Source organism: Xanthomonas hyacinthi, assembly GCF_009769165.1.
Classification (GTDB): domain Bacteria; phylum Pseudomonadota; class Gammaproteobacteria; order Xanthomonadales; family Xanthomonadaceae; genus Xanthomonas_A; species Xanthomonas_A hyacinthi.
In genome coordinates this window covers 212,623-238,669 of the sequence record NZ_CP043476.1, presented here as the reverse complement: position 1 = coordinate 238,669, position 26,047 = coordinate 212,623, and the positions used below count along the sequence as shown (strand labels likewise).

23 protein-coding genes and 1 pseudogene are annotated in these 26,047 nt (G+C 70.6%); 12 read left to right on the top strand and 12 right to left on the bottom strand.

Translation table 11 applies throughout. The features are described from left to right. Positions 1 to 4: 4 nt before the first annotated feature. Positions 5 to 1,576 carry a SulP family inorganic anion transporter gene (locus FZ025_RS01100; RefSeq protein ID WP_104558876.1) on the top strand — a complete coding sequence of 524 codons (1,572 nt, stop codon included), beginning with the start codon at positions 5 to 7 and terminating at the stop codon, positions 1,574 to 1,576. A 407-nt stretch (positions 1,577 to 1,983) separates the two neighbouring features. Here FZ025_RS01100 and nth read toward each other — a convergent pair whose 3' ends face one another. Genes nth through FZ025_RS01085 form a run of 3 tightly spaced genes read right to left on the bottom strand, consistent with a single transcriptional unit; the run spans position 1,984 to position 3,819 of the window. Then, positions 1,984 to 2,658, bottom strand: a complete 675-nt coding sequence (gene nth, locus FZ025_RS01095; RefSeq protein ID WP_046979382.1) for an endonuclease III — start codon at positions 2,656 to 2,658, stop codon at positions 1,984 to 1,986. Next, positions 2,655 to 3,023: a hypothetical protein gene (locus tag FZ025_RS01090; RefSeq protein ID WP_104558877.1), complete on the bottom strand. Its 369-nt coding sequence runs from the start codon at positions 3,021 to 3,023 to the stop codon at positions 2,655 to 2,657. Before FZ025_RS01090 ends, nth begins: the two co-directional genes overlap by 4 nt. 13 nt (positions 3,024 to 3,036) lie before the next feature. Further along, a complete protein-coding gene (locus FZ025_RS01085) occupies positions 3,037 to 3,819 on the bottom strand; it encodes an enoyl-CoA hydratase/isomerase family protein (protein ID WP_104558886.1) in 783 nt (260 codons plus the stop codon). A gap of 162 nt (positions 3,820 to 3,981) precedes the next feature. Between FZ025_RS01085 and FZ025_RS01080 the strand changes: the two genes are divergently transcribed. From FZ025_RS01080 to FZ025_RS01065, 4 genes are all read left to right on the top strand, one after another. After that, on the top strand, positions 3,982 to 4,683 hold the full coding sequence (locus FZ025_RS01080) for an FKBP-type peptidyl-prolyl cis-trans isomerase N-terminal domain-containing protein (RefSeq protein ID WP_104558878.1): 702 nt from the start codon (positions 3,982 to 3,984) through the stop codon (positions 4,681 to 4,683). Positions 4,684 to 4,800: 117 nt separating this feature from the next. Then, positions 4,801 to 5,601: an NUDIX hydrolase gene (locus FZ025_RS01075; protein WP_046978601.1), complete on the top strand. Its 801-nt coding sequence runs from the start codon at positions 4,801 to 4,803 to the stop codon at positions 5,599 to 5,601. Continuing rightward, positions 5,598 to 6,461 carry a sulfurtransferase gene (locus FZ025_RS01070; RefSeq protein WP_046978602.1) on the top strand — a complete coding sequence of 288 codons (864 nt, stop codon included), beginning with the start codon at positions 5,598 to 5,600 and terminating at the stop codon, positions 6,459 to 6,461. The genes FZ025_RS01075 and FZ025_RS01070 overlap by 4 nt, the downstream gene beginning before the upstream one ends. Before the next feature lie 67 nt (positions 6,462 to 6,528). After that, the gene (locus FZ025_RS01065) at positions 6,529 to 7,461 is read left to right on the top strand and encodes a DUF1684 domain-containing protein (RefSeq protein WP_104558879.1); all 933 of its coding nucleotides are present in this window, start codon (positions 6,529 to 6,531) and stop codon (positions 7,459 to 7,461) included. A 124-nt stretch (positions 7,462 to 7,585) separates the two neighbouring features. On the opposite strand, the gene FZ025_RS01060 is transcribed toward FZ025_RS01065, so the two are convergent. Then, positions 7,586 to 8,161, bottom strand: coding sequence for an N-acetylmuramoyl-L-alanine amidase (locus tag FZ025_RS01060; protein WP_046978604.1), 576 nt, complete (start codon positions 8,159 to 8,161; stop codon positions 7,586 to 7,588). 22 nt (positions 8,162 to 8,183) lie between these two features. On the opposite strand from FZ025_RS01060, the gene FZ025_RS01055 reads away from it, so the two are divergent. The 4 genes from FZ025_RS01055 (at position 8,184) to rlmKL (ending at position 12,545) form a co-directional block, all read left to right on the top strand. Beyond that, complete coding sequence (locus FZ025_RS01055) at positions 8,184 to 8,675, top strand: MOSC domain-containing protein (protein WP_046978605.1); 492 nt, start codon at positions 8,184 to 8,186, stop codon at positions 8,673 to 8,675. Continuing rightward, positions 8,672 to 9,199, top strand: a complete 528-nt coding sequence (locus tag FZ025_RS01050) for an alpha/beta fold hydrolase (protein WP_046978606.1) — start codon at positions 8,672 to 8,674, stop codon at positions 9,197 to 9,199. Before FZ025_RS01055 ends, FZ025_RS01050 begins: the two co-directional genes overlap by 4 nt. A 43-nt stretch (positions 9,200 to 9,242) precedes the next feature. Then, the gene (locus tag FZ025_RS01045) at positions 9,243 to 9,752 is read left to right on the top strand and encodes a GNAT family N-acetyltransferase (RefSeq protein ID WP_046978607.1); all 510 of its coding nucleotides are present in this window, start codon (positions 9,243 to 9,245) and stop codon (positions 9,750 to 9,752) included. Positions 9,753 to 10,322: 570 nt separating this feature from the next. After that, the gene (gene rlmKL / locus FZ025_RS01040) at positions 10,323 to 12,545 is read left to right on the top strand and encodes a bifunctional 23S rRNA (guanine(2069)-N(7))-methyltransferase RlmK/23S rRNA (guanine(2445)-N(2))-methyltransferase RlmL (RefSeq protein WP_046978609.1); all 2,223 of its coding nucleotides are present in this window, start codon (positions 10,323 to 10,325) and stop codon (positions 12,543 to 12,545) included. Positions 12,546 to 12,721: 176 nt separating this feature from the next. Here rlmKL and FZ025_RS01035 read toward each other — a convergent pair whose 3' ends face one another. The 8 genes and pseudogenes from FZ025_RS01035 to aptA all read right to left on the bottom strand — a co-directional run bounded on the left by FZ025_RS01035 (position 12,722) and on the right by aptA (position 23,458). Continuing rightward, complete coding sequence (locus tag FZ025_RS01035; protein WP_104558880.1) at positions 12,722 to 13,765, bottom strand: response regulator; 1,044 nt, start codon at positions 13,763 to 13,765, stop codon at positions 12,722 to 12,724. Positions 13,766 to 13,820: 55 nt separating this feature from the next. Then, positions 13,821 to 17,909, bottom strand: a complete 4,089-nt coding sequence (locus tag FZ025_RS01030) for a CHASE domain-containing hybrid sensor histidine kinase/response regulator (protein ID WP_104558881.1) — start codon at positions 17,907 to 17,909, stop codon at positions 13,821 to 13,823. A gap of 180 nt (positions 17,910 to 18,089) precedes the next feature. Beyond that, entirely contained in the window at positions 18,090 to 19,331 is a 1,242-nt protein-coding gene (locus FZ025_RS01025; RefSeq protein ID WP_046981904.1) for a DUF445 domain-containing protein, read from the bottom strand. A 271-nt stretch (positions 19,332 to 19,602) separates the two neighbouring features. Continuing rightward, a pseudogene (locus tag FZ025_RS01020) lies at positions 19,603 to 19,956 on the bottom strand (ParB N-terminal domain-containing protein); the annotation flags it as partial. Positions 19,957 to 20,128: 172 nt separating this feature from the next. Then, positions 20,129 to 20,443, bottom strand: a complete 315-nt coding sequence (locus FZ025_RS01015; protein ID WP_046981903.1) for an EthD family reductase — start codon at positions 20,441 to 20,443, stop codon at positions 20,129 to 20,131. A 91-nt stretch (positions 20,444 to 20,534) separates the two neighbouring features. Continuing rightward, the gene (locus FZ025_RS01010; RefSeq protein ID WP_244292570.1) at positions 20,535 to 20,864 is read right to left on the bottom strand and encodes a hypothetical protein; all 330 of its coding nucleotides are present in this window, start codon (positions 20,862 to 20,864) and stop codon (positions 20,535 to 20,537) included. Positions 20,865 to 20,892: 28 nt separating this feature from the next. Further along, the gene (gene ald, locus FZ025_RS01005; RefSeq protein WP_104558882.1) at positions 20,893 to 22,005 is read right to left on the bottom strand and encodes an alanine dehydrogenase; all 1,113 of its coding nucleotides are present in this window, start codon (positions 22,003 to 22,005) and stop codon (positions 20,893 to 20,895) included. A gap of 76 nt (positions 22,006 to 22,081) precedes the next feature. Beyond that, on the bottom strand, positions 22,082 to 23,458 hold the full coding sequence (gene aptA / locus FZ025_RS01000; protein WP_167523862.1) for an omega-aminotransferase AptA: 1,377 nt from the start codon (positions 23,456 to 23,458) through the stop codon (positions 22,082 to 22,084). A gap of 24 nt (positions 23,459 to 23,482) precedes the next feature. Between aptA and FZ025_RS00995 the strand changes: the two genes are divergently transcribed. From FZ025_RS00995 to FZ025_RS00985, 3 genes are all read left to right on the top strand, one after another. Further along, positions 23,483 to 23,713 carry a hypothetical protein gene (locus FZ025_RS00995; protein ID WP_158185507.1) on the top strand — a complete coding sequence of 77 codons (231 nt, stop codon included), beginning with the start codon at positions 23,483 to 23,485 and terminating at the stop codon, positions 23,711 to 23,713. Between the two features lie 7 nt (positions 23,714 to 23,720). After that, positions 23,721 to 24,269, top strand: a complete 549-nt coding sequence (locus FZ025_RS00990) for a cupin domain-containing protein (RefSeq protein WP_046980933.1) — start codon at positions 23,721 to 23,723, stop codon at positions 24,267 to 24,269. A gap of 88 nt (positions 24,270 to 24,357) precedes the next feature. Next, positions 24,358 to 25,860: an aldehyde dehydrogenase gene (locus tag FZ025_RS00985; RefSeq protein WP_046980932.1), complete on the top strand. Its 1,503-nt coding sequence runs from the start codon at positions 24,358 to 24,360 to the stop codon at positions 25,858 to 25,860. Positions 25,861 to 26,047: the final 187 nt, after the last annotated feature.

Below are 26,047 nucleotides of genomic sequence, written 5' to 3'. Positions count from 1 at the left end.
GAGCATGCGAACCATGACAGAACCCTCCCGCGCCGGCGCGTCCGCGCTCGCCGGCTATCTGCGCAACGGCGTGTTCGGCCGCGACCTGCTGGCCTCGGTGGTGGTGTTCCTGGTCGCGCTGCCGCTGTGCATGGGCATCGCCATCGCCTCGGGCATACCGCCGGCGGCCGGCCTGATCACCGGCATCGTCGGCGGCCTGGTGGTCGGCCTGATCGCCGGCTCGCCGCTGCAGGTCAGCGGCCCGGCCGCGGGGCTGGCGGTGCTGGTGTTCGAACTCGTCCGCCAGCATGGCGTGGCCGCGCTGGGGCCGGTGATCCTGCTGGCCGGTGCGATCCAATTGATCGCCGGGCTGTGCCGGGCCGGGGTGTGGTTCCGCATGACCTCGCCGGCGGTAGTCGCCGGCATGCTCTCGGGCATCGGCATCCTGATCGTCGCCTCGCAAGCGCACGTGCTGATGGATGCGGCGCCGAAGGCGCGCGGGCTGGAGAATTTCGCTGCGTTGCCGGCGGTGCTGTGGCAGGCGCTGGACGCCGGCGTGGGCCGCGCCGCGCTGCTGGTCGGGCTCGGCACCATCGCGATCATGCTGGCCTGGGAGCGGCTGCGCCCGCAACCGCTGCGCTTCGTGCCCGGCGCGCTGCTGGCGGTGGTGGCGATGACCGCGCTGGTGCAGCTGCAGGGCATGGACGTGCGCAAGGTCGACGTGCCGGCCAACCTGTTCTCGGCGATCCAGACCCCGACCCTGGCGCAGATGCTCGGCGTGTTCGATGCGACGCTGCTGCTGTCGGCCTTCACCTTCGCCTTCATCGCCAGCGCCGAGACCTTGCTGTCGGCGGCGGCGGTGGACCGCATGCACGACGGCCCGCGCACCCACTACGACCGCGAACTCGCCGCGCAAGGCGTGGGCAACATGCTGTGCGGGTTTCTCGGCGCGTTGCCGATGACCGGGGTGATCGTGCGCAGCGCGGCCAACGTGCAGGCCGGCGCCGCCACGCGCGTGTCCACCATCCTGCACGCCTGCTGGCTGCTGGTGTTCGCGCTGCTGCTGCCGTGGCTGCTGCGGATGACCCCGGTGGCGTGCCTGGCCGGCATCCTGGTCTATACCGGGCTGAAGATGGTCAAGCTCGGGCAGGTGCGCGACCTGGCCGCCTACGGCCGCGGCACGGCGGCGATCTACCTGGCGACCACCTTCGCCATCGTCGCCACCGACCTGCTCACCGGCGTGCTGATCGGCTTCGCGCTGTCGCTGCTGCGGCTGGCGTTGCAGCAGTCGCGGTTGAAAGTCGACGTGCATGCGCACGAGGACGCCGCCGACGGCGCCGCGGCGAACGCCGGCAAGCTGCGCCTGTCGCTGGAAGGCTCGGCCACCTTCCTGCGCGTGCCGACGATGGCGCGGACCCTCGAACGACTGCCGCCCAACACCGAGCTGCATCTGGACGTGGCGCGGCTGCATCACCTCGACCATGCCTGCCTGGAGCTGCTGCGCGACTGGAGCCGCAACGCCGCCGCCCGCGGCTGCGCGCTGGTGGTGGACTGGAAGGAGCTGGATCGGCGCGTGGAGGGGCAGCGCGCGGCGTAGGCCGGTCGCGTTGTCTGCAGTGCGGCTACCAGGGCGATTATCCGGAGGAACTGTAGGAGCGGTTTCAACCGCGACGAACGCAGCCGCAGAGTTTTCCGGTTTCGGAAAGCGTCGGGGTTGAAACCCCTCCTACAGTGCACTCGGCAGGTATCCGAGTGCTGTTGTCGGAGTGCTGTTGTGGGAGCGACTTCAGTCGCGACGAACGAAGCGGTGTGCTTTCCGTACTGGCATGCAGTCGGGACTGAAGTCCCTCCCACAAAAGGCCTCGCAGCTCGACTGCGCTGGGGAAGCTATTGTGGGAGCGGCTTCAGTCGCGATGAACGCAGCGATGGGGTTTTCCGACTGCACGAGCTGTCGCGGCTACAGTGCACTTGGCGGCCGATCCGGTGGCTGTCGTGCGAGCCGCTTCAGCCCGGCGTCTTGTCCTTGAACCGGCACAGGTCGCGGATCACGCAGCGCGGGCAGTCCGGCTTGCGCGCCTTGCACACGTAGCGGCCGTGCAGGATCAGCCAGTGGTGCGCGTCGTGCAGGAACTGCGCCGGCACCCGCTTGAGCAGGCCGTCCTCGACCGCGCGCACGTCCTTGCCCGGCGCCAGGCCGGTGCGGTTGGCGACGCGGAAGATATGCGTGTCCACGGCGATGGTCGGCTCGCCGAAGGCGGTGTTGAGCACCACGTTGGCGGTCTTGCGGCCGACTCCGGGCAAGGCCTCGAGCGCGGCGCGCTCGCGCGGCACCGCGCCGGCGTACTGCTCGACCAGGATGCGGCAGGTGGCGATCACGTTCTTGGCCTTGGCGTTGAACAGGCCGATGCTGGCGATGTAGCGCTTCAGGCCGTCCTCGCCCAGGGCCAGGATCGCCGCCGCGGTGTTCGCCACCGGGTACAGGCGGCGCGTGGCCTTGTTGACCCCGACGTCGGTGGCCTGCGCCGACAGGATCACCGCGACCAGCAGCTCGAACGGGGTGCTGTAGTCCAGCTCGGTGGTCGGGGTGGGATTGAGTTCGGCCAAGCGCGAGAACAGTTCGTGGATCTCGGCCTTGCTCAAGGTGGGGCCGCGCCGTGGCGTGGCGACAGCTGCGCTCATTGCGGCCCCCGCGCCGCGGCCTTGGCCTTGGCCCGCGCCAGGATCGCCGCCGCCGCCGGCGGCAGCGCCGGGACCGCTACGGCGGCGGCCGCGGGCGGCGCACGCCGGGCTTCGCGTGCGGCGGCGCGGCGCGCCAGGCGCGCGCTGCGCGCACGGTAGCGTTCGCGCGCGTCCCAGGCCTCGCGCAGGCGCCGTTGCGCGGCCAGTAGCCGTGCGCGCAATTGCGGATGCGCCGGATCGAGCAGGTCGTCGTCGGTGGCGCCGACGTAATTCATCAGACCGCCATCGATCGCCGCGTCGAGATCGTCGTCGAGCACCCAGCGCAGCAATTGCAGCGGCGATGCGGGGGAGGGCCGGTCGGGCATCGGGGCGCGCGGCTCAGCGATTGCGGAACAGCGGCGGGCGCCGCTCCAGGAACGCGCGGGTGCCTTCGCGCATGTCCTCGCTGGAGAACAGCAGGCCGAATTGCGCGGTCTCGTATTCGAGGCCTTGCTCGATCGCCGATTCGGCGCCGACCTGGATCGCGTCGAGGATGCCGCGCAAGGCCAGCGGCGCGGCGCCGGCCAGTTGCCGCGCCAGCTGCAGCGTGGCCTCGCGCAGGTCGGCTGCAGGCACCACGCGGTTGACCAGGCCCAGTTGCAGCGCGCGCGCCGCGTCGATCGGCGTGCCGAGCAGGCACAGTTCCAGCGCCGCGGCGCGGCCGGCCAGCCGCGCCAGGCGCTGGGTGCCGCCGAAACCGGGGATCAGCCCGAGGTTGATCTCCGGCTGGCCGAGCCGGACACCGTCGGCGGCGATGCGCAGGTGGCAGGCCATGGCCAGTTCCAGCCCGCCGCCGAGCGCGAACCCGTTGAGCATCGCCAGCACCGGCTTGGGCAGGCGTTCGATGCGGCGCATCAGGCGCTGGCCGCGTTGCGAGAAGTCGCGGCCCTGAACCGGTGTGAGTTCGTTCATTTCGGCGATGTCGGCGCCGGCCACGAAGGCCTTGTCGCCGGCGCCGGTCAGCACCACCACGCGGATGCCGGGCTCGGCCTCGGCCTCGGCGAAGGCCGCGTCCAGCGCCTGTAATGTTTGCCGATTCAACGCGTTGAGCTTGTCAGCGCGGTTCACGGTGACGATGCGGATCGCATCCTGGGTGTCGGTGACGACCGGCGCGGCGGACATGGTCATTCCTGGAAATGTAAAAAAAGAGTAAGGAGGAACTCCGGCCGCGCCCGTCTGTCAGACCTGCGTCGTCGGTAGCGGTTATGCGCCGCGGCGGCTATCCTAACGCGTCATCTCAGGCGGCACAGGCCGTCCTGTGCCACCACCCTGGAGAATTGTTTGATGAAGTTGCGTTCTATTGCGGTCGCCGTGGCGGCCCTAGCCCTGAGCGGCAATGCGTTCGCCCAGGACACCTCGTCCGAGAAGGGCAAGCTGAGCTATTACTTCGGTTACGACTACGGCAACAACCTTGCCGAACTGTCCGGCCGCGGCGAGCAGCTCGATATCAATGCGGTGGTGAAGGGCCTGCAGGATGCCTACGCCAAGAAGCAGCCGGCGGTCGCCGCCGATCAGCTGAAGCCGGCCGTCGAAGCGTTCCAGAAGCGCGAGCAGGCCCGTGCCCAGCAGGCCAAGGCCGACTACGAGAAGGCCGCTGCCGAGAACAAGACCAAGAGCGACCAGTTCATCGCCCAGAACAAGGCCAAGGCCGGCGTGCAGACGCTGCCCAGCGGCGTGCAATACCGCGTGATCGAAGTCGGCAAGGGTGCCAAGCCGACCCAGGCCAGCGCCGTGCAGCTGGAAGTGGCCGGTCCGTATCCGTTCGGCCAGCGCCCGGCGCAGGCGCGTCCGGCGCAGCAGATCCCGTCGATCAAGGTCAGCGAAGTCGAGATGCAGGCCATGCGCGACACGCTGCTGCAGATGCCGGCCGGTTCCAAGTGGGAAGTGACCCTGCCGCCGGACAAGGCCTATGGCGCCGACCCGCGCACGCCGTTCCCGCCGAACGTGGCGGTGCAGTTCGAGATCAAGCTGATCAGCGTCAAGTAAGCGCGCTGCGCAGGGCATGACGAATTGCGCCGGCGGCGAACGCCGGCGCAATTTTTTTGTGGCAGGGAAAGTGCCGCCGCCGGCGAATCGCGCTAGTCTGAGCAGGTGTCGAATCCGATGGATCCCGTCCCCCATGCGTTGCTCACGCCCTGCATCGGTCTGTGCACGCTCGACGCGCAGGGCTACTGCGCGGGCTGCCTGCGCAGCGGCGACGAGATCGCGCGCTGGCGCGGCATGAGCGAGGCCGAGCGCCAGCACTACATGCAGCACGTGCTGCCGGCGCGCGGCTGGTCGCCCACGCCGGGACAGCGCCTGGCCGAACGCGCCTCGCTGCTGCGCGCGCTGCATCCGCTGCAGCAGCCGCCCGCGGGTCCGGGCTGGAACCACCACGAACTGCACGATCTGCTGCCCGACGGCGTGCTGGCCGAGGCGGCGGTGCTGGTCGGGCTGCTGGCGCATGCCGATGGCACCCGCGTGCTGCTGACCCGGCGCACCGACAGCCTGCGCCACCACGGCGGCCAGGTCAGTTTTCCCGGCGGCCGCATCGAAGCCGACGATGCCGATGCGGTGGCCGCGGCGCTCCGCGAGAGCGCGGAAGAAATCGCCCTGTCCGCGGCGCAGGTGGAGGCGCTGGGCTATCTCGATCCGTTCGTGACCATCAGCGGCTTCCGGGTGATGCCGGTGGTGGCGGCGATCGATCCGGGTTTCGTGCCGCAGCCGCATCCCGGCGAAGTGGCGGACGTGTTCGAAGTGCCGCTGGCCTACCTGATGGCGCCGGACAACCTGCGCAGCATCGAAACCGACTACCGCGGGCGGCCGCGGGTGGTGCTGGAATACGGCTGGCCGGGGCAGCGGATCTGGGGCGCGACCGCGGCGATCCTGCTCAACCTGCGCCGACGACTGGAGCAAACCGCATGAGCGAACCGTCACCCGACTGGCCGCAACTGGTCGATGCACCGACGCTGGCGGCCGCGCTCGGCCACCCGGATCTGCGGGTGGTGGACGCACGCTTCGCGCTCGCCGACCCGCAGGCCGGGCGCCAGGGCTACGCGCAGTCGCATCTGCCCGGCGCGCGCTATGCCGATCTGAATACCGATCTGTCCGACCTGGGCCGTCGCGGCCTGGGCCGGCATCCGCTGCCCGAGGCCGACGCGTTCGCACGCACGCTGGGCCAGTGGGGCATCGCACCGCACACCCAGGTGGTGGTCTACGACGCTGGCGACGGCAGCATGGCCGCGGCGCGGCTGTGGTGGATGCTGAGCCTGCTCGGGCATCGCCGCGTCGCCGTGCTCGACGGCGGCCTGGCCGACTGGCGCCGGCATGGCCTGCCGGAAACCGATGCCGTGGCGACGCCATCGCCGCTGCCGCCGTATCCGCAACGCTTCGATGCCAGCCGCATCGCCGACGCCGAGGAAATCGCCGCGCGCCTGCACGAGGCGCCGGGCTGGCTGCTGGATGCGCGCGCCGGCGAGCGCTTCCGCGGCGAGGTCGAACCGATCGATCCGCGCGCCGGGCACGTGCCCGGCGCGCTCAACCGTCCGCTCGGCGCGAATCTGCGCGACGGGCGTCTGCGCCCGCCGCAGGAGCTGCGCGCGGAATTGGAGCCGCTGCTGCACGGGCGCGATCCGCGCGAGGTGGTGCTGATGTGCGGCTCCGGCGTGACCGCCTGCCATCTGCTGCTGGCGCTGGAACGCGCCGGCCTGCATGGTGCGCGCGTATATGCCGGATCGTGGAGCGGCTGGATCGCCGATCCGGCGCGGCCGCGCGCCAGCGGCTAGCGCGCGCGGCAGGCGCGGCGGCGTGGCGCGAAGGAGGCATGGGGTGGCAGGCACGAGGGCTGTGGCGATGCGCTGGCGTGGGATGTGGATGCTGACGGCGGCGTTGAGCCTGTCCGCCTGCGGCGAGCGCCCGCGCGCGGCCGGCGCCGACGCCTCGCCGCGCGCGCAATCCGAGGCGCACTACCGGATGGCGGTGGAGCAGCGCCGCGCGCAGCGGGTGGCGCGGCTGCGCGCGCCGTCCGGCTGGCTCAGCTATACCGGCTCCGGCCGCCTGCGCAGCGGCGTGCACCAGGTGGGCAGCGCGGCCGGCAACGACGTGCGGCTGCCGGCCGGTCCTGCGCACCTGGGCAGCGTGCGCGTCGACGCCGATGCCGGCGTGTTGTTCGAGGCCGCCGCGGGCGCCGTGCCGACGGTACACGGGCAGCCGTTCCGTGCCGGCCGCCTCGGCACCGATGCGGCGCACGGCAGCGAGACGCGGTTGGCGCTGGGCGAGCAGGAGTTCTACGTGGTGCGCAGCGGCACCCTGTTCGGTTGGCGTTTCCGCGATCCGCATGCCGCCGCGCGCGACAGCTTCCGCGGCATCGACTATTTCCCGATCGACCCGCGCTGGCGGGTGGTCGCCGACTGGCAGCCGCTACCGGCGCCGCGCGCGATCATGCTGCTCACCTCGATCGGCACGCCGCAGCCGCTGACGCTGGAGGGCAGCGCCGAATTCACCCTGGACGGCCGCCGCTACCGGCTGCAGGCGCTGCGCGACGACGACGGCAAGCGGCTGTTCTTCCCGTTCTCCGACCGCAGCAGCGGCCGCGAGAGCTATGGCGGCGCGCGCTATCTGTTCGTCGAGCCGGCGCAGGGCGAGCGCATCGTGCTGGACTTCAACCTGGCGCAGAACCCGCCTTGCGCGTTCACCGTGCACGTGGTGTGCCCGTTGGCGCCGGTCGGCAATCGCCTGGAGCTGGCGGTGACCGCGGGTGAGAAGAACTACGTCGGTGCGCGCTGAGCATGCGGCGCCGTATTTCATGCCATGCGGGCCAGGCGCTGCATGGAATGTGTGGGACTTCCGTCGCGACGGGCGTTACCGGTAATGCCCGTCGCGACGGAAGTCGCTCCCACAACGCTGACGATCAGGCCTGCGGCGCATAAGGCAGCAGCGCCACCGCTTCCAGCACCTGCGCCCACGGAAAGCGCGGACCGGGATCGAGCTTGCGCTGCACCTGCAGCGCCGGGTCGTCGCTGGCGCTCTCGCGGCTGCGGTCCAGCGCGTCGTGGCCGGCGATGCGGCGCAGTTGCGGCAGCTCGGCCTGCAACTGCCGCAGCAGTGCGATCAGCGCCTGGATCTGTGCCGGCGGATACGCTTCGGGCAGCGCCTGGTGGCGCGAATCCAGCCAGTGCGGGTAGCGCCCGCGGTTGACCAGCTCGATCCCCAGCGAGCGCGGGTTGTAGCCGCGCACGTGATGCGCCACCCGTTGCAGCGGCACGTAGCGGTGCACGCTGCCATCGCGGTCGATGTAGAAGTGGCCGCTGTTGCCGGTGCCCGACGCATACAGCACGCGTTCGCCGTAGGCGCGCGCGGCGGCCAGGTCGGGCAGTTCGGTGCAATGGATCACCGCCAGGTCGATCGCGTCCAGGGTGCGCGCCTGCAGTCGTTCGACGTAGGGCAGGGGGGCATCGTGGATCGGCAACGGCGGGGTCTGCGGCATGCACGGATGCTAGCATTCGCCGATGACTCTGAATCCCGATAGCCCGCTGGCGACGCTGCTCGCCACGCTGCCGCGCGCCGGACGCGTGGACTGGATAGGCCTGCGCCCGGCGCGCGACGTGCCGATGCTGGAGGTGGCGCAGGCGGTGGCGCACGCCGATGGCGGCCTGTTCGGCGACCGCTACGCCGGCAGCAGCGGCAAGCGTGGCGTGACCCTGATCCAGGCCGAACACCTGCCGGCGATCGCCGCGCTGGCCGGGCACGCGCAGCTGGCGCCGGCGACGCTGCGGCGCAACCTGGTCGTGTCCGGGATCCCGCTGATCGCGCTGAACGGGCGCCGCTTCCGCATCGGCGCGGTCGAACTGGAAGGCATCGCGCCCTGCGACCCGTGCTCGCGCATGGAAGACGCGCTGGGCCCCGGCGGCTACAACGCGATGCGCGGCCATGGCGGCCTGTGCGCGCGGATCGTGCACGGCGGCACGCTGCGGCTCGGCGATGCGGTGGTGGCGTTGTGAGCCGCGGCCACTGCATCCTCGCGCACGGGTTCGAGAGCGGCCCGGATGCGATCAAGATCGCGGCGCTGGCCGCGGTCGCGCAGCGCCTGGGCTGGAGCCACGAGCGCCCGGACTTCACCGACCTGGACGCGCGCCGCGCGGTCAGCCAGCTCGGCGACGTGCCGGCGCGGCTGCAACGCCTGCTGGCGTTGACCCAGGCGGCCGCGCCGCGCGGACCGGTGGTGCTGGCCGGCTCCAGCCTGGGCGCGTACATCGCCGCGCAGGTGTCGCTGCAGGTGCCGGTGCGCGGCCTGTTCCTGATGGTGCCGCCGACGCGGATGGGCTGGATGCCGGCGCTGGACGCGGCGCCGGTGCCGATCTCGATCGTGCATGCCTGGCACGACGAGCTGATTCCCGCCGCCGAGGTGATCGCCTGGGCGCAGGCGCGCGCGGCGCGGCTGCTGCTGGTCGACGACATGCATCGGCTGGGCGGCCATGTCGAGGCGTCGGCGCGGGCCTTCGCCGAGCTGTTGGAAACGCTGTGAGCCGCGCTCTTTGCGTCGCGTGCCGCGGCAACCGGAGCCACCGATGGAACTGAACATCCGCGCCGAAACGCAAGCCGACCATGCCGCGATCGAGGCGCTGACCCTGGTCGCGTTCTTCCGCGTCGCGCACAGCCGCCACGACGAACAGCAGATCATCGAACGGCTGCGCGCGGATGGCGCGCTGACCCGGTCGCTGGTGGTCGAGCACGAGGGCTACATCGTCGGCCATGTGGCGGTATCGCCGCTGCAGTTGTCCGACGGCAGCCGCGGCTGGTACGCGCTGGGACCGCTGTCGGTGGGGCCGGGCCACCAGCGCCAGGGACTGGGCACGCGGCTGGTGCGCGAGGCGCTGGCGCAGCTGCAGGCGCTGGGCGCGGCCGGCTGCGTGGTGCTGGGCGAGCCGGCGTTCTACGCGCGCTTCGGCTTCGCGCCGGAACCGGGGCTGGTGCTGCCCGGGGTGCCGGCCGAATACTTCCAGGCGATCGGTTTCGGCGACCGCCTGCCGCCGGTGGCCGAGGCCGAGTACCACGACGCGTTCCTGGCCGGCGGCTGAGCGCTGCCGCCGCGGCGCGGCCGGGCGCGCTGAGGCCCGGGTTAGCATCGTCGTCCGGATCCGCGAGTTGAGGATTCCTCCGATGCGCCAGTGATGCCGCCGTCTTCGACGGCCGTGTCCGTTCCTGCCGAACCCGGCGGGTGCGACCGGCATCGCTGGAGGTTTCATGACGCATCCCTTGCTCGCGCTGGACAGCGCGTTCTATGTCCTGCCCGATGGCAGGCAGCAGCAGCGCAGCGAGTACCGCGCCGGCAAGCAACAAACAGCAGCAATTGGCCGCCGCGCACGGGCGGCTGTCCGCACAGGTAGGCGAGGCCGCGCGCGGTCGAGGCCGCGGCGCCAAGCGCTCTGTTCGCAGCGGCGCCGGCGGCGGCCGCGCATGCCGTGGATGGCGGCAGGCGGGCGTGGATCGCGCCCCGGGCTGGTAATGGCGGGCGCGATGGCCGACCATTCGCGTCTTCCCGTCCGCTGCCGCCGCCGGCCCGTCGCGGGCCGCGCTGCCGCGATACGCGCGGGGCGGGCCTGGCGCCTGCCCGCGCATCCTTCCTTCTTCGTGTGGTCCGCCTTCCCGTGAAATTCTTCGTCTCCTGCGCCAAGGGCCTGGAATACCTGCTCGTCGACGAGCTGCTCGCGCTCGGCGTCGCCAAGGCCACCGCCACCGTGTCCGGGGTCAATAGCGAGGGCGCGCTGCGCGATGCGCAGCGCGCGGTGCTGTGGTCGCGCCTGGCCAGCCGCGTGCTGTGGCCGCTGGACGAATTCGATTGCCCCGACGAGACCGCGCTGTATGCCGGCGTGGCGGCATTGCCGTGGCGCGAGCACCTGACCTCGCAGCACACCCTGGCGGTGGACGCGCACGTGTCCGGGACCGCGATCACGCATGCGCGCTATGCCGCGCAGCGGGTCAAGGACGCGGTGGTGGACACGCTGCGCGGCGCAGGCCTGGAGCGGCCGTCGGTGGACGTGGAGCATCCGGATCTGCGCCTGAACCTGTCGCTGCGCAAGGGCCGCGCCACGCTGTCGGTGGACCTGGGCGGCGGCTCGCTGCACCGGCGCGGCTGGCGCCAGGTGCAGAACGCCGCGCCGCTGAAGGAGAACCTGGCCGCGGCGGTGCTGCTGCGCGGGCAATGGCCGCAGCTGTACGCGCAGGGCGGCGGCCTGCTGGATCCGATGTGCGGCAGCGGCACGCTGCTGATCGAAGGCGCGCTGATGGCCGCCGACGTGGCCCCGGGGCTGCTGCGCGGCGATCTGGCCGCCGCATGCCGTGGCGACGCCGGGCCGCTGCAATTCAGTGCCGCGCCGAGCCGCTGGCTGGGCTTCGACCAGGAGGCCTGGCGCGCCCTGTTGACCGAAGCGCGGCAGCGCGAGGCCGCCGGCCGCGCCGCGCTGCGGCCGGTGATCCATGGCGGCGACATCGATCCGCATGCGATCCGCGCCGCGTGCGAGAACGCGCAGGCGGCCGGGGTCGCCGCGGCGATCGTGTTCGAGGTGCGCGATGTCGCCGATCTGCGCACGCCGGCGCAGGCGCTGGGCACGGTGGTGTGCAACCCGCCCTACGACGAGCGCCTGGCCGCCGACACCGCGCTGTACCGGCGCCTGGGCGAGGCGCTGAAGCGCGCGCTGCCGCAGTGGCGCGCCAGCCTGCTGTGCGGCAATGCCGACCTGGCCTACGCCACCGGCCTGCGCGCGGCCAAGAAGTACCAGATGTTCAATGGCGCGCTGGAATGCCCGCTGATCGTCTGCGACCCGATCGCGGTGGCGCAGCGCGAGCCGGCCGAGGCGCCGCGCGCGCTCAGCGACGGCGCGTCCCCCAAGGGGATTTCCTCCGGGGCACAGATGGTGGCCAACCGCCTGCGCAAGAACCTGCGCAAGTTCAAGGCCTGGCGCGCGCGCGAGCAGGTCGCCTGCTTCCGCGCCTACGACGCCGACCTGCCCGAATACGCGGCGGCGATCGACGTGTACCAGGAAGACGGCGGCCAGGCGCACACCTATCTGCACGTGCAGGAATACGCCGCGCCGGAGGAGATTCCCGATGCCGACGTGCGCCGCCGCCGCAACGAGTTGCTGGCTGCCGCGCGCGAGGTGTTCGATGTCCCGGCCGAGCGGGTGGCGCTGAAGTCGCGCGAGCGCGGCAAGGGCGGCAGCAAATATGCCCATTTGAATCAGGGCCGCTCCGAGCAGCGCGGTGAGTTCCTGGTGGTGCGCGAGCATGACGCGCTGCTGCGGGTGAACCTATTCGATTATCTGGATACCGGCCTGTTCCTGGACCACCGCCCGCTGCGCGGGGCGATGGCGCAGCAGGCGCGCGGCAAGCGCTTCCTCAACCTGTTCTGCTACACCGGCGTGGCCAGCGTGCAGGCCGCGGTGGCCGGCGCCGATTCCACCACCAGCGTGGACCTGTCCGGCACCTACCTGCAATGGTGCGCCGACAACCTGGGCTTCAATGGCAAGGGCGGCGCCCAGCACCGGCTGGTGCAGGCCGATGCGCTGATCTGGCTGGAGGCGGAGAAGAACCGTTACGACGTGATCTTCTGCGACCCGCCGACCTTCTCCAACTCCGCGCGCGCCGAGGATTTCGATATCCAGCGCGAGCACGTGCGGCTATTGCGCGCGGCGGTGGCGCGGCTGATGCCCGACGGCGTGCTGTACTTCTCCAACAATTTCCGCCGCTTCAAGCTGGACCAGGACGCGCTGGCCGAATTCGCGTCGTGCGAGGAGATCACCGCACAGACCATCGCCCCGGATTTCGAGCGCAATCCGCGCATCCACCGCGCCTGGCGCCTGCAGCGGCGCTGAGGCGGTCTGGTAACGCTTGTCGGAGCGGCTTGATCCAGATGCTATTGGCCGTGAGAGGGATTTGTGGGACTTCAGTCGCGACGGGGCTTTATCGGGAACGCCCGTCGCGACTGAAGTCGCTCCCACAAGTTCGTGGTCGGCTAGGAAAAGGTGGTGCGTAGCGCCGGCTCTTTCGCTCAACCATCGCGATGTCGCGCCGGGACGTGCGTGCCGGCGCGGTACGGCAGGTCCTCGCCCGGCTCGCGTTCGCTCCAGTAGTCCTGGATCTGCAGGATCTGCGGCAGGATCGCGGCGAACAGGGTCGCCAGGCGCGGCTCGAACTGGGCGCCGGCCTGCTGCTGGAACAGTTCCATCACCTGCGCCAGCGGCCACGGTTCCTTGTACGGGCGCTGCGTGGTCAGCGCATCGAACACGTCGGCCAGGGCCACGATCCGCGCCGACTCGGGAATGCGCTCGCCGGCCAGGCCGGCCGGATAGCCGTTGCCGTCCCAGTGCTCGTGGTGGTACAGCGCGATTTCGGCGGCGAGCCGGAACAGCGGCGCGCTGCTGCGGCTGAGGATGTCGTAGCCGATCTGCGGATGCCGCTGCATCACCTGCCATTCGTCCACATCCAGCGGCCCTGGCTTCTTCAGGATCGCGTCGGGAATGCCGATCTTGCCGGTGTCGTGCATCGGCGCGGCCTGCTCGAGCAGCTTGGCGTCCTCGCCCGACCAGCCGGCGGCCACCGCCAGCGCGCGCGCATAGGCGGCCATGCGCCAGATGTGGGTGCCGGTGTCCGAGTCGCTGTAGTGGCCGGCCATGCCCAGCATCTGGATCGCGTCGCGATGGCTGCTGGCCAGGCTGGCGGCGCTGACCAGCGACAGGTGGGTGCGCACCCGCGCGCGCAGGATGCTCGGCGAATAGGGCTTGGTGATGTAGTCCACGCCGCCGGCCTCGAAACCGATGCTCTCGTCGGCGTCCTTGTCCTTGCCGGTGACGAAGATGATCGGGATCGCCGCGGTGCGCGGATCCTGTTTCAGCGTGCGGGCGATGGTGTAGCCGTCCAGGTCGGGCAGGTCGACGTCGAGCAGGATCAGCGCCGGGCGATGCTTGACCACCGCGCGCAGCGCCTCGGCGCCGTTCTTGGCGAAGGTCAGCGCGTAGTCCTTGCGCAGGATCTGCCGGATCAGGGCCAGGTTGCTGGCTTCGTCGTCTACGCACAGGATGGGGGGCTGGACCATCGTGGTTTTCCTTGTCGGGTGCATCCTGCGGCCGCCGGGACCGGCGCGGCGGATGCTATAGGGATGCATCGGCCTGCCAGCGCCTGACTTTAGCCTCGGCCTCGCGGAAGGAAAAACTCTCCACCAATTGCCGCAGTTCCGCCGCCATCGCCGCGGGCAGCGAGGGCGCCAGGCCGTACAGCACCCGCTCGACGCGGTCCGGGTCGTCGCTGTCCAGGGCCTGCAGCAGCTGCTGCAACTGCTGCTGCAGCGGCAGCGCGGACGCGGCGCCGTCGCCCGCAGCGGGGGCGTCCGGCAGCGCCTGCGCCGCGGCCGCCTCGGCCGCCTCGGCCGCGGCCACGAAGCGCCGGATCGCCGCGGCCGTCGCCTGCATTGCCGTGCCCAGCGCTGCGATCGCGGCGTCGGCCTGCGCCGGTGCGTCGCCGAGCCGTTCCTCCAGTGCGGCGCTGGCCGCGACCAGCGTCGGCAGCGCCAGCGAGCCGGCCGAGCCGCGCAGCTTGTGCACGTAGGAGATCGCCGCCGCCGGCGCCTGCGGATCCAGCAGCGCCTGCAGCGCCGGCGCCGGATCGGGGCTGTCCTGCAGCAGCTTCAGCAGGTAGCGCTGGTAGGGCGCGCGTTCGTTCCACAGCCGCTGCGCCTGCGCGGTGTCGAGCAGTTGCGGATCGGCAGTGGGCCAGACCTCGGCCGCGGCGGCCGGCAGCGGTTCGAGCGCCGGCGGCAGGCGCAGCGGCAGGAACTGGCGGATCACCGCGATCAGTTCCTCGACCTGGAAGGGCTTGGCGATGAAGCCATTCATGCCGCTGGACAGCGCCAGTTCCTGTTGCTGGCGGTAGGCGCCGGCGGTCAGCGCGATCACCGGCAGGCCGGTCAGGCGCGGGTCTTCGCGCAGCAGGCGGGTGGCCTCGTAGCCGTCCAGGGTCGGCATCTGCACGTCCATCAGCACCAGCTGGAAGCGGCCGGGATCGCGCCGCAGCCGCTGCAGCGCCTGCTCGCCGTCGTGGGCCAGTTCCACCAGCGCGCCTTCGCCTTCGAGGATGCGCTGCGCGACCTCGCAATTGATCTCGCTGTCGTCCACCACCAGCAGCCGCGCGCCGGCCAGGCGCGGGGTGCCGTCGCCGCTGAGCAGGGGCGCCGGGCCGTCGCCGCGGCGCCGCGCCAGCAGCGTGGCGATGGTGCGGTACAGCGCCGAGGCGGTGACCGGCTTGGTCATCACCGCGTCCACGTCGCTGGGCGCGTAGTGCTGCTCCTCCAGCAGGCGGCGCTCGTAGGCGGTGACCATGACGATGATCGGCTGCCGGTCCGGCGCCGATTGCGCGCGGATGCGCTGCGCCACGCGCAGCCCGTCCAGGTCGGGCATGCGCCAGTCGAGCAGGATCACGTCGAAGCCGGCGCGGTCGGGACCGGCCGCGGCGATCGCCTCGGTGCCGTTGGCGACCGCTTCCACCTGCCAGCCGAAGCCGCTGGCGATGCTGGCCAGGTTGCTGCGCACCAGGTCGTGGTCGTCGGCGATCAGGACCCGCCGCGCCTCCGGATGCTCCGCCTCGGCGGCCGGCGCCGGCAGCACCGGGAAGCTGATCGCGAAATAGAAATCGCTGCCGTGTCCGGGCGTGCTCTGCACCTCGAGCTGGCCGCCCATCAGTTCCACCAGGCGCCGGCTGATGGTCAGGCCCAGGCCGCTGCCGCCGTAGCGGCGGCTGGTGGAGGTATCGGCCTGCAGGAACGGCGAGAAGATCAGGCTCTGCTTGTCGCGGGCGATGCCGATGCCGGTGTCGCGCACCGAGAAGAACAGCTTGATCTTGCCGGATTCGCCGCTGGGGAAGCTGCGCACCGACAGCGCCACTTCGCCCTGCTCGGTGAACTTGATGGCGTTGCCGACCAGGTTGATCAGCACCTGGTTCAGGCGCAGCGCATCGCCGCGCAGCCAGCGGCAGCCGGCCGGCAGCGGTTCGACGATCATCTCCACCGGCTTGGCGCTGATCGCCGAGGTCATCAGCGCGGCGATGTTCTCCAGCAGCTGGTTCAGGTCGAACGGCTCCGATTCCAGGTCGATGCGCCCGGATTCGATCTTGGAGAAGTCGAGGATGTCGTTGATGATCTCCAGCAGCGCGCGCGCCGACGCGTCGCTCTTCTGGATCATGTCCTTGGCCGCCTGCGGCAGCTCGCTGTGCTGCAGCAGGTACAGCATGCCCAGGATCGCGTTCATCGGCGTGCGGATCTCGTGGCTCATGTTGGCCAGGAAATCGCTCTTGGACTGGTTGGCGGTTTCCGCCGCATCGATCGCCAGGCGCAGTTCGCGCTCGTGGCGCTTCTGCTCGGTCAGATCCACCGCGATGCCGAGATAGCCGATCACCCGGTCGTCGTCGTCGCGCAGCGTGCTCAGCGTCAGCAGCACCGGGAACGGACGGCCGTCCTTGCCGACGTAGGTCCATTCGCGGGTGTCGCTGCGCCCCAGCGTGGACAGTGCGGCCACCGATTCGAACGCCGGCGCCACCGCCATGCCGGATTGCGCGGCCATGCGCTCGGCGCGGCTGGCCAGCTGCTCCGGATCCAGGAACAGGCCGGTGGCCTTGCGCCCGATCATCTCGTGCGCCGGGTAGCCGAGCATGGTTTCGGCGGCGGGGTTGAACAGGGTGATGGTGCCGTCCGGGTCGGTGGCCACGATCGCATAGCCGGCGTTGGCCAGGATCGCGCGCTGCAGCGCCGAGTAGGTGACCAGTTCGCTGGTGCGCTGCGCCACCTGCTGTTCCAGCGTCGCGTTGAGTTCCAGCACCCGCGCCTCGGCACGCACCCGTTCGGACACGTCGTGCAGCAGGTGTGAGTGGCCGACGACGTCGCCGTCGGTGTCCATGATCGGCGAAGCGCTGGCCAGCACGCTGACGACATGGCCGTCGCAATGCCGCAGCTCCCGCACCTGCGTGCCGGCGCAGGCGCCTACCTGCGCGCCGAGCAGATCCTGCAACGGCTGGCCGATGGCCTGCGCCGGCGCGTAGCCGAAGATGCGTTCGGCAGCCGGATTCCAGTGGGTGATGCGGCCGTGCAGGTCCTCGGCCACGATCGCCTCGCTGGAGCTGCCGACCAGCGCGGCCAGCTGGCTTTGCTCGCGCAGGATCAGGTCGCGGCGGTAGCGGCCGGTCAGGTACAGGTACAGCAGCGCGGCGAGCAACATGGAGATGCCGCCGACCAGTCCAGCGGCCAGCAGCGGCGAGGTCTGGTTGAGCGAGCGCACGAAGCCCGGTGTGGCCTGCGTGTTGAGCAGCCAGCGGCGGCCATAGACCGGCAGGCTGCGCTCGGCGCGCAGCTCCGCTGCCGGCGCCTGCACGGCGGGGTCGCCGCCGCGATAGAACGGCGGCGCACCGTTCTCGCTATCGGCCAGGGTCAACAGCAGCTCGTGGGCATGATTGGGCGAGGACACCAGCACTTCGGCGATGTTCAACGGTGCGTAGGCCCAGCCGGTGGTGGCCTGCCAACGCTGCTCGGGGGTCTGCAGCGGCAGGTCTTCGCGGTAGATCGGCAACAGCAGCAGGAAACCGCTGTTGCCGACCCCGGGGCTTTGCAACAGGCGCACCGGCGCGGTGATGGTCGGCTTGCCCGACCGCGCCGCGGCGATCGCCGCCGCGCGCCGCGTCGGCTCGGAGGCGATATCGAAGCCCTGCGCAGGACTGTTGAGCCGCAGCGGCTGGATATACAGGATCACGAAGCGCTCGCTGTCGTGCGGGGTCAGCTGACGGATCTGCAGCGACGGTGCGCCGTCGCTGCGCGCCTGCTGCAGGAACGCAGCCTCGTTGGCTTGCGCCACGCGACGCACGTAGCCGAAGCCGCGTACGCCGGGGAATTCGCGCCGGTACTCGCGCGAGGCGCTGTAGCGGTCGAAGCGCTGGCGCGAGATGCGGTCGCCGCCGGCGGCGATGACCGCGCCGCGCGCGCCGCGCAGGCCGTGCTCGTAGACATTCAGGCGCTGCTGCAATTCGCCGGTGACATGCGTGGTCAGTTGCTGGAAGCGGTCGCGGGCTTGCTGGCGATTGCGCTCGTGCAGGCCGCGTGCGAGCAACGCCGCCGCCAGCAGCCCGAGCAGCAGCACCGCCAGCGCGGCGCCGAGCGCCGAACGCGCAGGGCCGGCAGCGGGTGTCCAGCGGATTTTCGACATGCGCCCCTTTCCTTTGGCGAACGCTGGCGATGCGCAGGCATCGGCGTTCTTCCGGTCCGTACGGGATGGATTTCACGATTGAAGCGACGGTCCAGCCCCGGCCGTGCAGGCCACGCTAGCGCGATCGTCGCTGCCGCACCAGCCCCCGCGGTGCGCCGCAGCGGCAGGCGTCTACGACCTTCATGGAATCAGCGTGACGGCTGCGTGCAGCACGACCCCGATCAGGCCGCCGACCAGGGTGCCGTTGAAGCGGATGTACTGCAGGTCGCGGCCGACGCTCAATTCCAGTTGCTCGACCAGATGGCGCTCGTCCCAACCTTTCACGGTCTGCGCGATGTGTGCGGTGACGCCGCTGCGCAGGCGCTGGGTCAGTTTCTCCGCGCCGCCGAGCAGGTGCTGGTTGAGTGCGTCGCGCAACGCGCTGTCCTGGGACAACGACTGCCCGAGCGCGCCCAGCGAGCGCTGCAAATGCTGCACCAGCACACCGTCGCTGCGCGACAGGTCCTGGCGCAGGCTGGCGTGGATCTGGTCCCACAGGCCTTGCACGTAGTCCTGCACGCCGGGGTGCTCGATCAGCCGCTGCTTCATCGCCTGCAGCCGGTCGGCGGTGGCCGGGTCGCTGCGCAGGCGCTGCACGTAGCCGCCGAGCCAGCGCTCGTAGTCCTGGCGCAGCGGATGCTGCGGCTGCGCCAGCACGTCCTGCAGTTCGTCCAGCAGCGCATGCGCCAGGCGTTCGGCCAGGGTGTCGGCGATGCCTTCCACCGGCTTGACCCATTCCACCGTGCCGACCAGCTTGGGCCATTCGCGGCGCGCGTACTTGACGATCACCGCCGACACGCGCCGCTTCACCGCCGCATCGTCCAGGTGCCGGCCGAGCCGGGTCAGTGCTTCGTCGAGCAGCGCCTGGTGGCGGCCGTCGGCGGTGAGCAGGCCGAGGATCTCGCCGGCAGTCGCGGCCGCGTTCCATTCGTGCAGGCGCGCCACCACGAAGCCGTGGATGCGGCGCCGCACCGCGGCCTCGTCGAGCAGGTCCAGCGCCTGCAGCGCCCAGCCGCGGGCGAGGTCGGCCAGTTTTCCGGCCTGCGCCGGTTCGGCCAGCCACTGGCCCAGCCGCTTGGCCGGATCGAACGCGCTGAGCTTGGCCAGCAGCGCCGCCGGTTCCAGGAAATGGTCGCGCACGAACAGCGCCAGGCTGTCGGCGATGCGCGCCTTGCCGTGCGGGATGATCGCGGTGTGCGGGATCGGCAGCCCCAGCGGATGGCGGAACAGCGCCACCACCGCGAACCAGTCGGCCAGCGCGCCGACCGTGGCCGCCTCGCAGAATGCGCCGATCCAGGCCCAGGCGCCGTGCATGCCCATGACGTGGCTGAGCAGGAAGCCGGCCAGCATCGCCAGCAACAACAGCGCCGCCAGCAGTTTCATGCGCCGCAGCTGCGCGCGGCGCGGATCGGGCGGCATCGTTGGGGAGGAAGCGCTCATGCCGGCCAGTGTACGCAGCGCTGGGTTGGATGGATTTCATCGTGCGCGCGGCGAGGGCGAGCGAACGAGGGCCTCTGCCGCCGGCATCGATGCGGACGGCGTGCGTGTGGGAGGGACGTCAGTGCCGATGCGGTCCTGCCGGGAAAAGCGTCGGCACTGAAGTTCCTCCTGCACATGTTGCGATCGCGCCGGACTTCACCGCTTCCACCACTTCGGCGGTGGCCCGCTTCTGGATCTTCTCGAGGCGCTCGGCCAGGATCTCGCGCTTGCGCAGCGCCAGCACGCCGCGCTGGAAATCGGACACGTTGCGCCGGCCCAGGTGCTGGTCGATCATCCACAGATGCACGTCCTGCAACGACTGGAAGCGGGTGTTCTGCACGGTCTGGAACGGCAACCGGTGTTTCTGACAGATGCCGTAGCGGTTGTGCCCATCGACCAGGATCTCGCCCCACAGCACCAGCGCATCGCGGCAGCCTTCGGCGAGCAGGCTGCGCTCCAGCGCCGCGTATTCGTCGGCGGTGCGCGGATCGAGGTAGGCCTTGAGGTCTTCTTTGACGACGATGTTCATCGGCGCAGGGCACGGCGTTGCGACGGGGGCGGCATTGTAGAGGCCGGGAATGGGGAGTGGGGAATGGAGAATCGCAACACCGCGGGCTGCAGGCTGCAGCATCGCCTAGATCCATGGGGGAGTTAGGATCAGGCCGTTCCCATTCCCGACTCCCCATTTCCGATTCCCGGCCTCAGCCCACCACCACCTCGCTGATCTGCATCGCCGGGCTCAGGTCGGTGTAGTTCTTGATGTCGCCGAGGAGCTCGTCGGCGTGTGGACCGAAACCGGCCTGGAACGCTTCCACCGAGTCGCTGAAGATGTGGCACATGCCGACGTAGGTCGGATCGCTGCCCGGGGCGACGCCGGACAGGCCCTTGTCCACGGTGTAATGCTTGCAGGCATCGCCCATGCGCGCCTGGAGCAGCGGCATGTGCGTGTCGCGGTAGTAGTCGTGATCGAAGCGGGCGCCGGGCGTGTACGGGTACATCACGCTGACCTTGATCATGGTGCGGCTCCTGGAGATGCGGCGATGGGATCGGGCGGGAGGGCGTGGGGCCGCGCAAGTCTACACGGCGCTGCGCCGCGGCAGTTGCGGCTCAGCGCATCGTCGGCATCGCGAACTCGGCGCCGCGCGCCGCGGCCGGCCAGCGTGCGGTCACGGTCTTGAGCCGGGTGTAGAAGCGCACGCCGTCGGGGCCATGCACGTGCAGCGGGCCAGGGTGTCGGCATGCCGTTCGAGCAGTTCGCGGAAGCGGAACAGCACCCGTGCGCGCGGCCGCGGCGGCCGCGATCTCGACCGCATGCGCGTCGCCCAGCGGTACGCGCCGCGCCACCGCGCCGCTGGCCGGGTCGAACACCTCGGCGTAGTCGCCGTTGCGGAAATCGACGCGGCGGCCGCCGATGTAGTGGGCCAGGGATTCGGTCATGGTCGGTGTTGTTGCTCGAGGGAAACGCTCAGCCCAGCGCATCCAGCGACCGCACGAAATCTTCGCCCAGCGCCTGCGCCACGGCGCGGTGGGTGAGCGTGCCGGCGTGCACGTTGAGGCCGTTGCGCAGGTCCTGGTCGTCGCGCAGCGCCTGCAGGCCGTGTTCGGCCAGTTGCAGCACGAACGGCAAGGTGGCGTTGGTCAGGGCGAAGGTGGAGGTGCGCGCCACGCCGCCGGGCATGTTGGCCACGCAGTAGTGGACGATGCCGTCCACCGCGTAGGTCGGCTGCTGGTGGGTGGTGGCGTGGCTGGTCTCGAAACAGCCGCCCTGGTCGATGGCCACGTCCACCAGCACCGAGCCGGGCCGCAGCAGCGCCAGCTGCGCGCGCGACACCAGCTTGGGCGCGGCGGCGCCGGGGATCAGCACCGCGCCGATCACCAGATCGGTGTGCGGCAGGCATTGCTCGATCGCGTCGCGGGTCGAATACAGCGTGGTCAGCTGGTGGCCGTACAGTTCGTCGAGGTATTTGAGCCGTTCCAGCGAACGGTCCAGCAGCGTCACCCGCGCGTGCAGGCCCATCGCCATGCGCGCGGCGTTGATGCCGACCACGCCGCCGCCGATCACCAGCACTTCGGCCGGCTCGACCCCGGGCACGCCGCCGAGCAGCACGCCGGAGCCGCCTTGCGCCTTCTCCAGCGCATGCGCGCCGGCCTGGATCGCCATGCGTCCGGCGACCTCGCTCATCGGCGCCAGCAGCGGCAAGCCGCCGTTGCCGTCGGTGACGGTCTCGTAGGCGATCGCGGTGCAGCCGGAGCGCAGCAGCGCATTGGCCTGCGCCGGATCGGGCGCCAGGTGCAGGTAGGTGAACAGCACCTGCCCCGGGCGCAGCAGCGCGCATTCGTCCGGCTGCGGTTCCTTGACCTTGACGATCATGTCGGCCTGCGCGAACACGCTGGCCGCGTCGTCGGCCAGGCGCGCGCCGGCGCGTTCGTAGTCGGCATCGGTGAGGCCGATGGCCTGGCCGCCGTCGCGCTGCACCAGCACCTGGTGCCCGTGCAGCACCAGCTCGCGGACCCCGGCCGGGGTCAGCCCGATCCGGTATTCGTGGTTCTTGATCTCCTTCGGGACGCCGACCAGCATGAGCGGTTCTCCAGGCATGCGGCGCGCGTGGGCAGCGCGGAGCGGGGTGGGTGGGCGAGTTGGAACAAGGCGGGAATCAGGGCGTGCTGCGGATCATGTCGGCGAGCACCGCGAAGATGCGGTCGATGTGCGCGCGCTCCACGATCAGCGGCGGCGACAGCGCGATGGTGTCGCCGGTGACGCGGATCAGCAGGTCGCCCTCGTGGAAGCAGCGCTCGAAGATCTCGTAGGCGCGCGCGCCGGGCGCATCCTTGCGCGAGGACAGTTCGATCGCGCCGATCAGGCCGAAATTGCGGATGTCGACGACGTGCGGCAAGTCCTTCAGCGCATGGATCGCCTGCTGCCAGTCGTCGCCCAGTTCGATCGCCTTGTCGAACAGGTGTTCTTCGGCATAGGTGTCCAGCGTCGCCAGCGCCGCCGCGCAGGCCAGCGGATGGCCGGAGTAGGTGTAGCCGTGGAACAGGTCGATGGCGCCGGCCGGACCATGGGCGAAGGCGTCGTGGATGGCGTGCGAGACAAACACCGCGCCCATCGGCACGCAGCCGTTGGTCAGGCCCTTGGCGGTCGTCATCAGGTCCGGGGTCACGCCGAAGCGCTGCGCGGCGAAGGCCTTGCCGACGCGGCCGAAGCCGGTGATCACCTCGTCGAAGATCAGCACGATGCCGTGCTTGTCGCACAGCTCGCGGATGCGCTGCAGGTAGCCGTGCGGCGGCAGCACCACGCCGGCCGAGCCGGAGATCGGCTCGATGATGACCGCGGCGATGGTCGAGGCGTCGTGCAGCGCGACCAGCCGCTCCAGATCCTCGGCCAGCTCCACGCCGTGCGTCGGCAGGCCCTGCGAGAACGCGTTGCGCTCGATGTCCAGGGTATGCCGCAGGTGGTCCACGCCGGGCAGCAGCGGGCCGAACCATTTGCGGTTGTTGGGCAGCCCGCCGACCGAGATGCCGCCGAAACCGACCCCGTGGTAGCCCTTCTCGCGGCCGAGGAAACGGGTGCGCTGGCCCTCGCCGCGGGCACGGTGGTAGGCCAGCGCGATCTTCATCGCGGTGTCCACCGACTCGGAGCCGGAGTTGGTATAGAATACACGGTCCAGGCCGGGCGGGGCGAGCTCGACCAGCCGTTCGGCGAGCACGAACGGCAGCGGCGAGCCCATCTGGAAAGTCGGCGCGAAATCCAGGGTGGCGATCTGCCTGGACACCGCCTCGACGATGCGCGTCCGCGCGTGTCCGGCATTGCAGCACCACAGCCCGGCGGTGCCGTCGAGGATCTGGCGCCCGTCCACGCTGCGGTAGTACATGCCCTCGGCCGAGGCCAGCAACCGCGGCCGCGCCTTGAACTGACGGTTGGCGGTGAACGGCATCCAGAACGCGTCCATGTTCTCCGGCGCCTGCGTGGCCTGGGCGGCGCAGTGGTCGGCCAGCGCCTGGGAGGAGGGGGGCGACTCGGTACTCATCACAGGCTCCACGCGAGAGAGGTGTTGAAAAAACTTTACACCAACCGGGCCTGTGGTGGCGGGTCGGCGTGCGCGTTGCGACGCCGGCGCATCCAGGTTGCGGCGCAGCCGGCTTTGCGATGCACCAATAGGCGAAAATGGCGCAGCCACGCGTCTGTCCAGGCGGGCATGCCGATCGCCGCGCGCGGCGCATGGCAAATTGACCGCGCGGACCGGCTGTGTAAAGTATCCGGCAACACCGTCCCGGCTCTCTGATCACGCGATGGATATCGGCGCCCGCCTGCATCGGGTTCGCACCGCCCACGGACTGAGCCAGCGCGAGCTGGCCAAGCGGGTGGGCGTGACCAACAGCACCATCTCGCTGATCGAACAGAACAAGGTCAGCCCTTCGGTGAGTTCGCTGAAGAAGGTGCTGGACGGCATCCCGATCTCGCTGGCCGATTTCTTCACCCAGAACCTGGACATCGGGCTGGCCGATGCGCCGTTCTATGCCGCCGACGAACTGCCCGACGTGGGCAGCGACGGCATCCACTACTACCTGGTCGGGCAACACCGCCCGCAGCGGCAGATGTGCATCCTGCGCGAGGTGATGCCGCCGGGCAGCGACACCGGCACCGCGATGCTGGTGCACGAAGGCGAGGAAGGCGGGGTGGTGGTGGCCGGCGAAGTGGAGATCACGGTCGGTGCGCAGGTGCGCGTGCTGCGCGCCGGCGAGGGATACTATTTCGACAGCCGGGTGCCGCACCGGTTCCGCAACATCGGCAGCGAGGCGGTGGTGATCGTCAGCGCCAACACGCCGGCCACGTTCTGAGCGCCAGTTGCGCCGCTGCGCTCGCGCCCGCCTCGCCGCGGGCGCTGCACCCGCAGATCCGTTTCTTCCTCCCGACCCGGAGCTTCCGATGAATGCACCCCGCACCCGCGCCGCATGGCAGGCGATGGCCGCCGCGCTGCAGTTGCGCACCCAGGCCTTCATCGACGGACGCTACGTCGCTGCGGCCAGCGGCAAGACCTTCGACTGCATCAGCCCGATCGACGGCCACGTGCTTGGCCAGGTCGCCGAGGGCGGTGCCGAGGACATCGAGCGCGCGGTCGCCGCGGCGCGGCGCAGCTTCGATGCCGGGCACTGGTCGCAGGCCACGCCGGCGCAGCGCAAGAAGACCCTGCTGAAGCTGGCGCAGCTGGTCGAGCAGCATGCCGACGAACTGGCGCTGCTGGAATCGCTGGACATGGGCAAGCCGCTGCGCGACGCGCGCAGCGTCGACGTGGCGGCCACGGTGCGCTGCCTGGCCTGGACCGGCGAGGCGCTGGACAAGCTCTACGGCGAGGTGGCGCCGACCGGGCAGGACGAACTGGGCCTGATCACCCGCGAGCCGCTGGGCGTGGTCGGCGCGATCGTGCCGTGGAATTTCCCGCTGCTGATGGCCGCGTGGAAGATCGCCCCGGCGCTGGCCGCGGGCAATTCGGTGGTGCTCAAGCCCTCGGAGAAATCGCCGTTGAGCGCGCTGCGCCTGGCCGAGCTGGTGGCCGAGGCCGGCATTCCCGACGGCGTGTTCAACGTGGTGCCGGGGTTCGGCAAGAGCGCCGGCGAGCCGCTGGCCCTGCACATGGACGTGGACGGGCTGGTGTTCACCGGTTCCACCGCGGTCGGCAAGCGCCTGCTGCAATGCGCCGGGCTGTCGAACATGAAACGCGCCTACCTGGAATGCGGCGGCAAGAGCCCGAACCTGGTGTTCGCCGACGCGCCGGACCTGGAGCAGGCGGCGCAGGCCGCGGCCGGCGCGATCTTCTACAACCAGGGCGAGGTCTGCACCGCGGCGTCGCGGTTGCTGGTGGAGCGCTCGATCAAGGACGAATTCGTCGCCCGCGTGGTCGCCGCCGGGCGCACGCTGCAGCCGCGGCATCCGTTCGACGACGATGCGGCGATGGGCGCGCTGGTGGACGAGGCGCAGACCCACCGCGTGCTGGACTACATCGCGCGCGGCAACGAGGAAGGCGCGCGACTGCTGCTCGGCGGCAAGCGCGTGGAGGTGGTCGCCGGCGGCTGCTACGTGGAGCCGACCATCTTCGACGAGGTCGGGCATGAGCACACCATCGCCCGCGAGGAGATCTTCGGCCCGGTGCTGTCGGTGATCGCCTTCGACGACGAAGCGCACGCGCTGCGCATGGCCAACGACAGCGACTACGGCCTGGCGGCCGGCGTGTGGACCCGCGACATCGGCCGCGCGCACCGGGTGGCGCGCAAGCTGCGCGCCGGCAGCGTGTGGGTGAACTACTGGGACGGCGGCGACATGACCGCGCCGTTCGGCGGCTACAAGCAATCGGGCAACGGCCGCGACAAATCGCTGCATGCCTTCGACAAGTACACCGAGATGAAGGCGACCTGGATCAATCTGGCGGTTTAGTTCGGGACTCGGGACTCGGGACTCGGGACTCGGGACTCGGGACTCGGGACTCGGGACTCGGGATTTTCGCAAGTTCGCAGCTTCTGCGCTTTTCTGTGGGAGGGGCTTCAGCCCCGACGCGTTACCGGTAAGGCGTCGGGGCTGAAGCCCCTCCCACAGAAAAGTGGCCAGGCTGGAATGGCAAAAA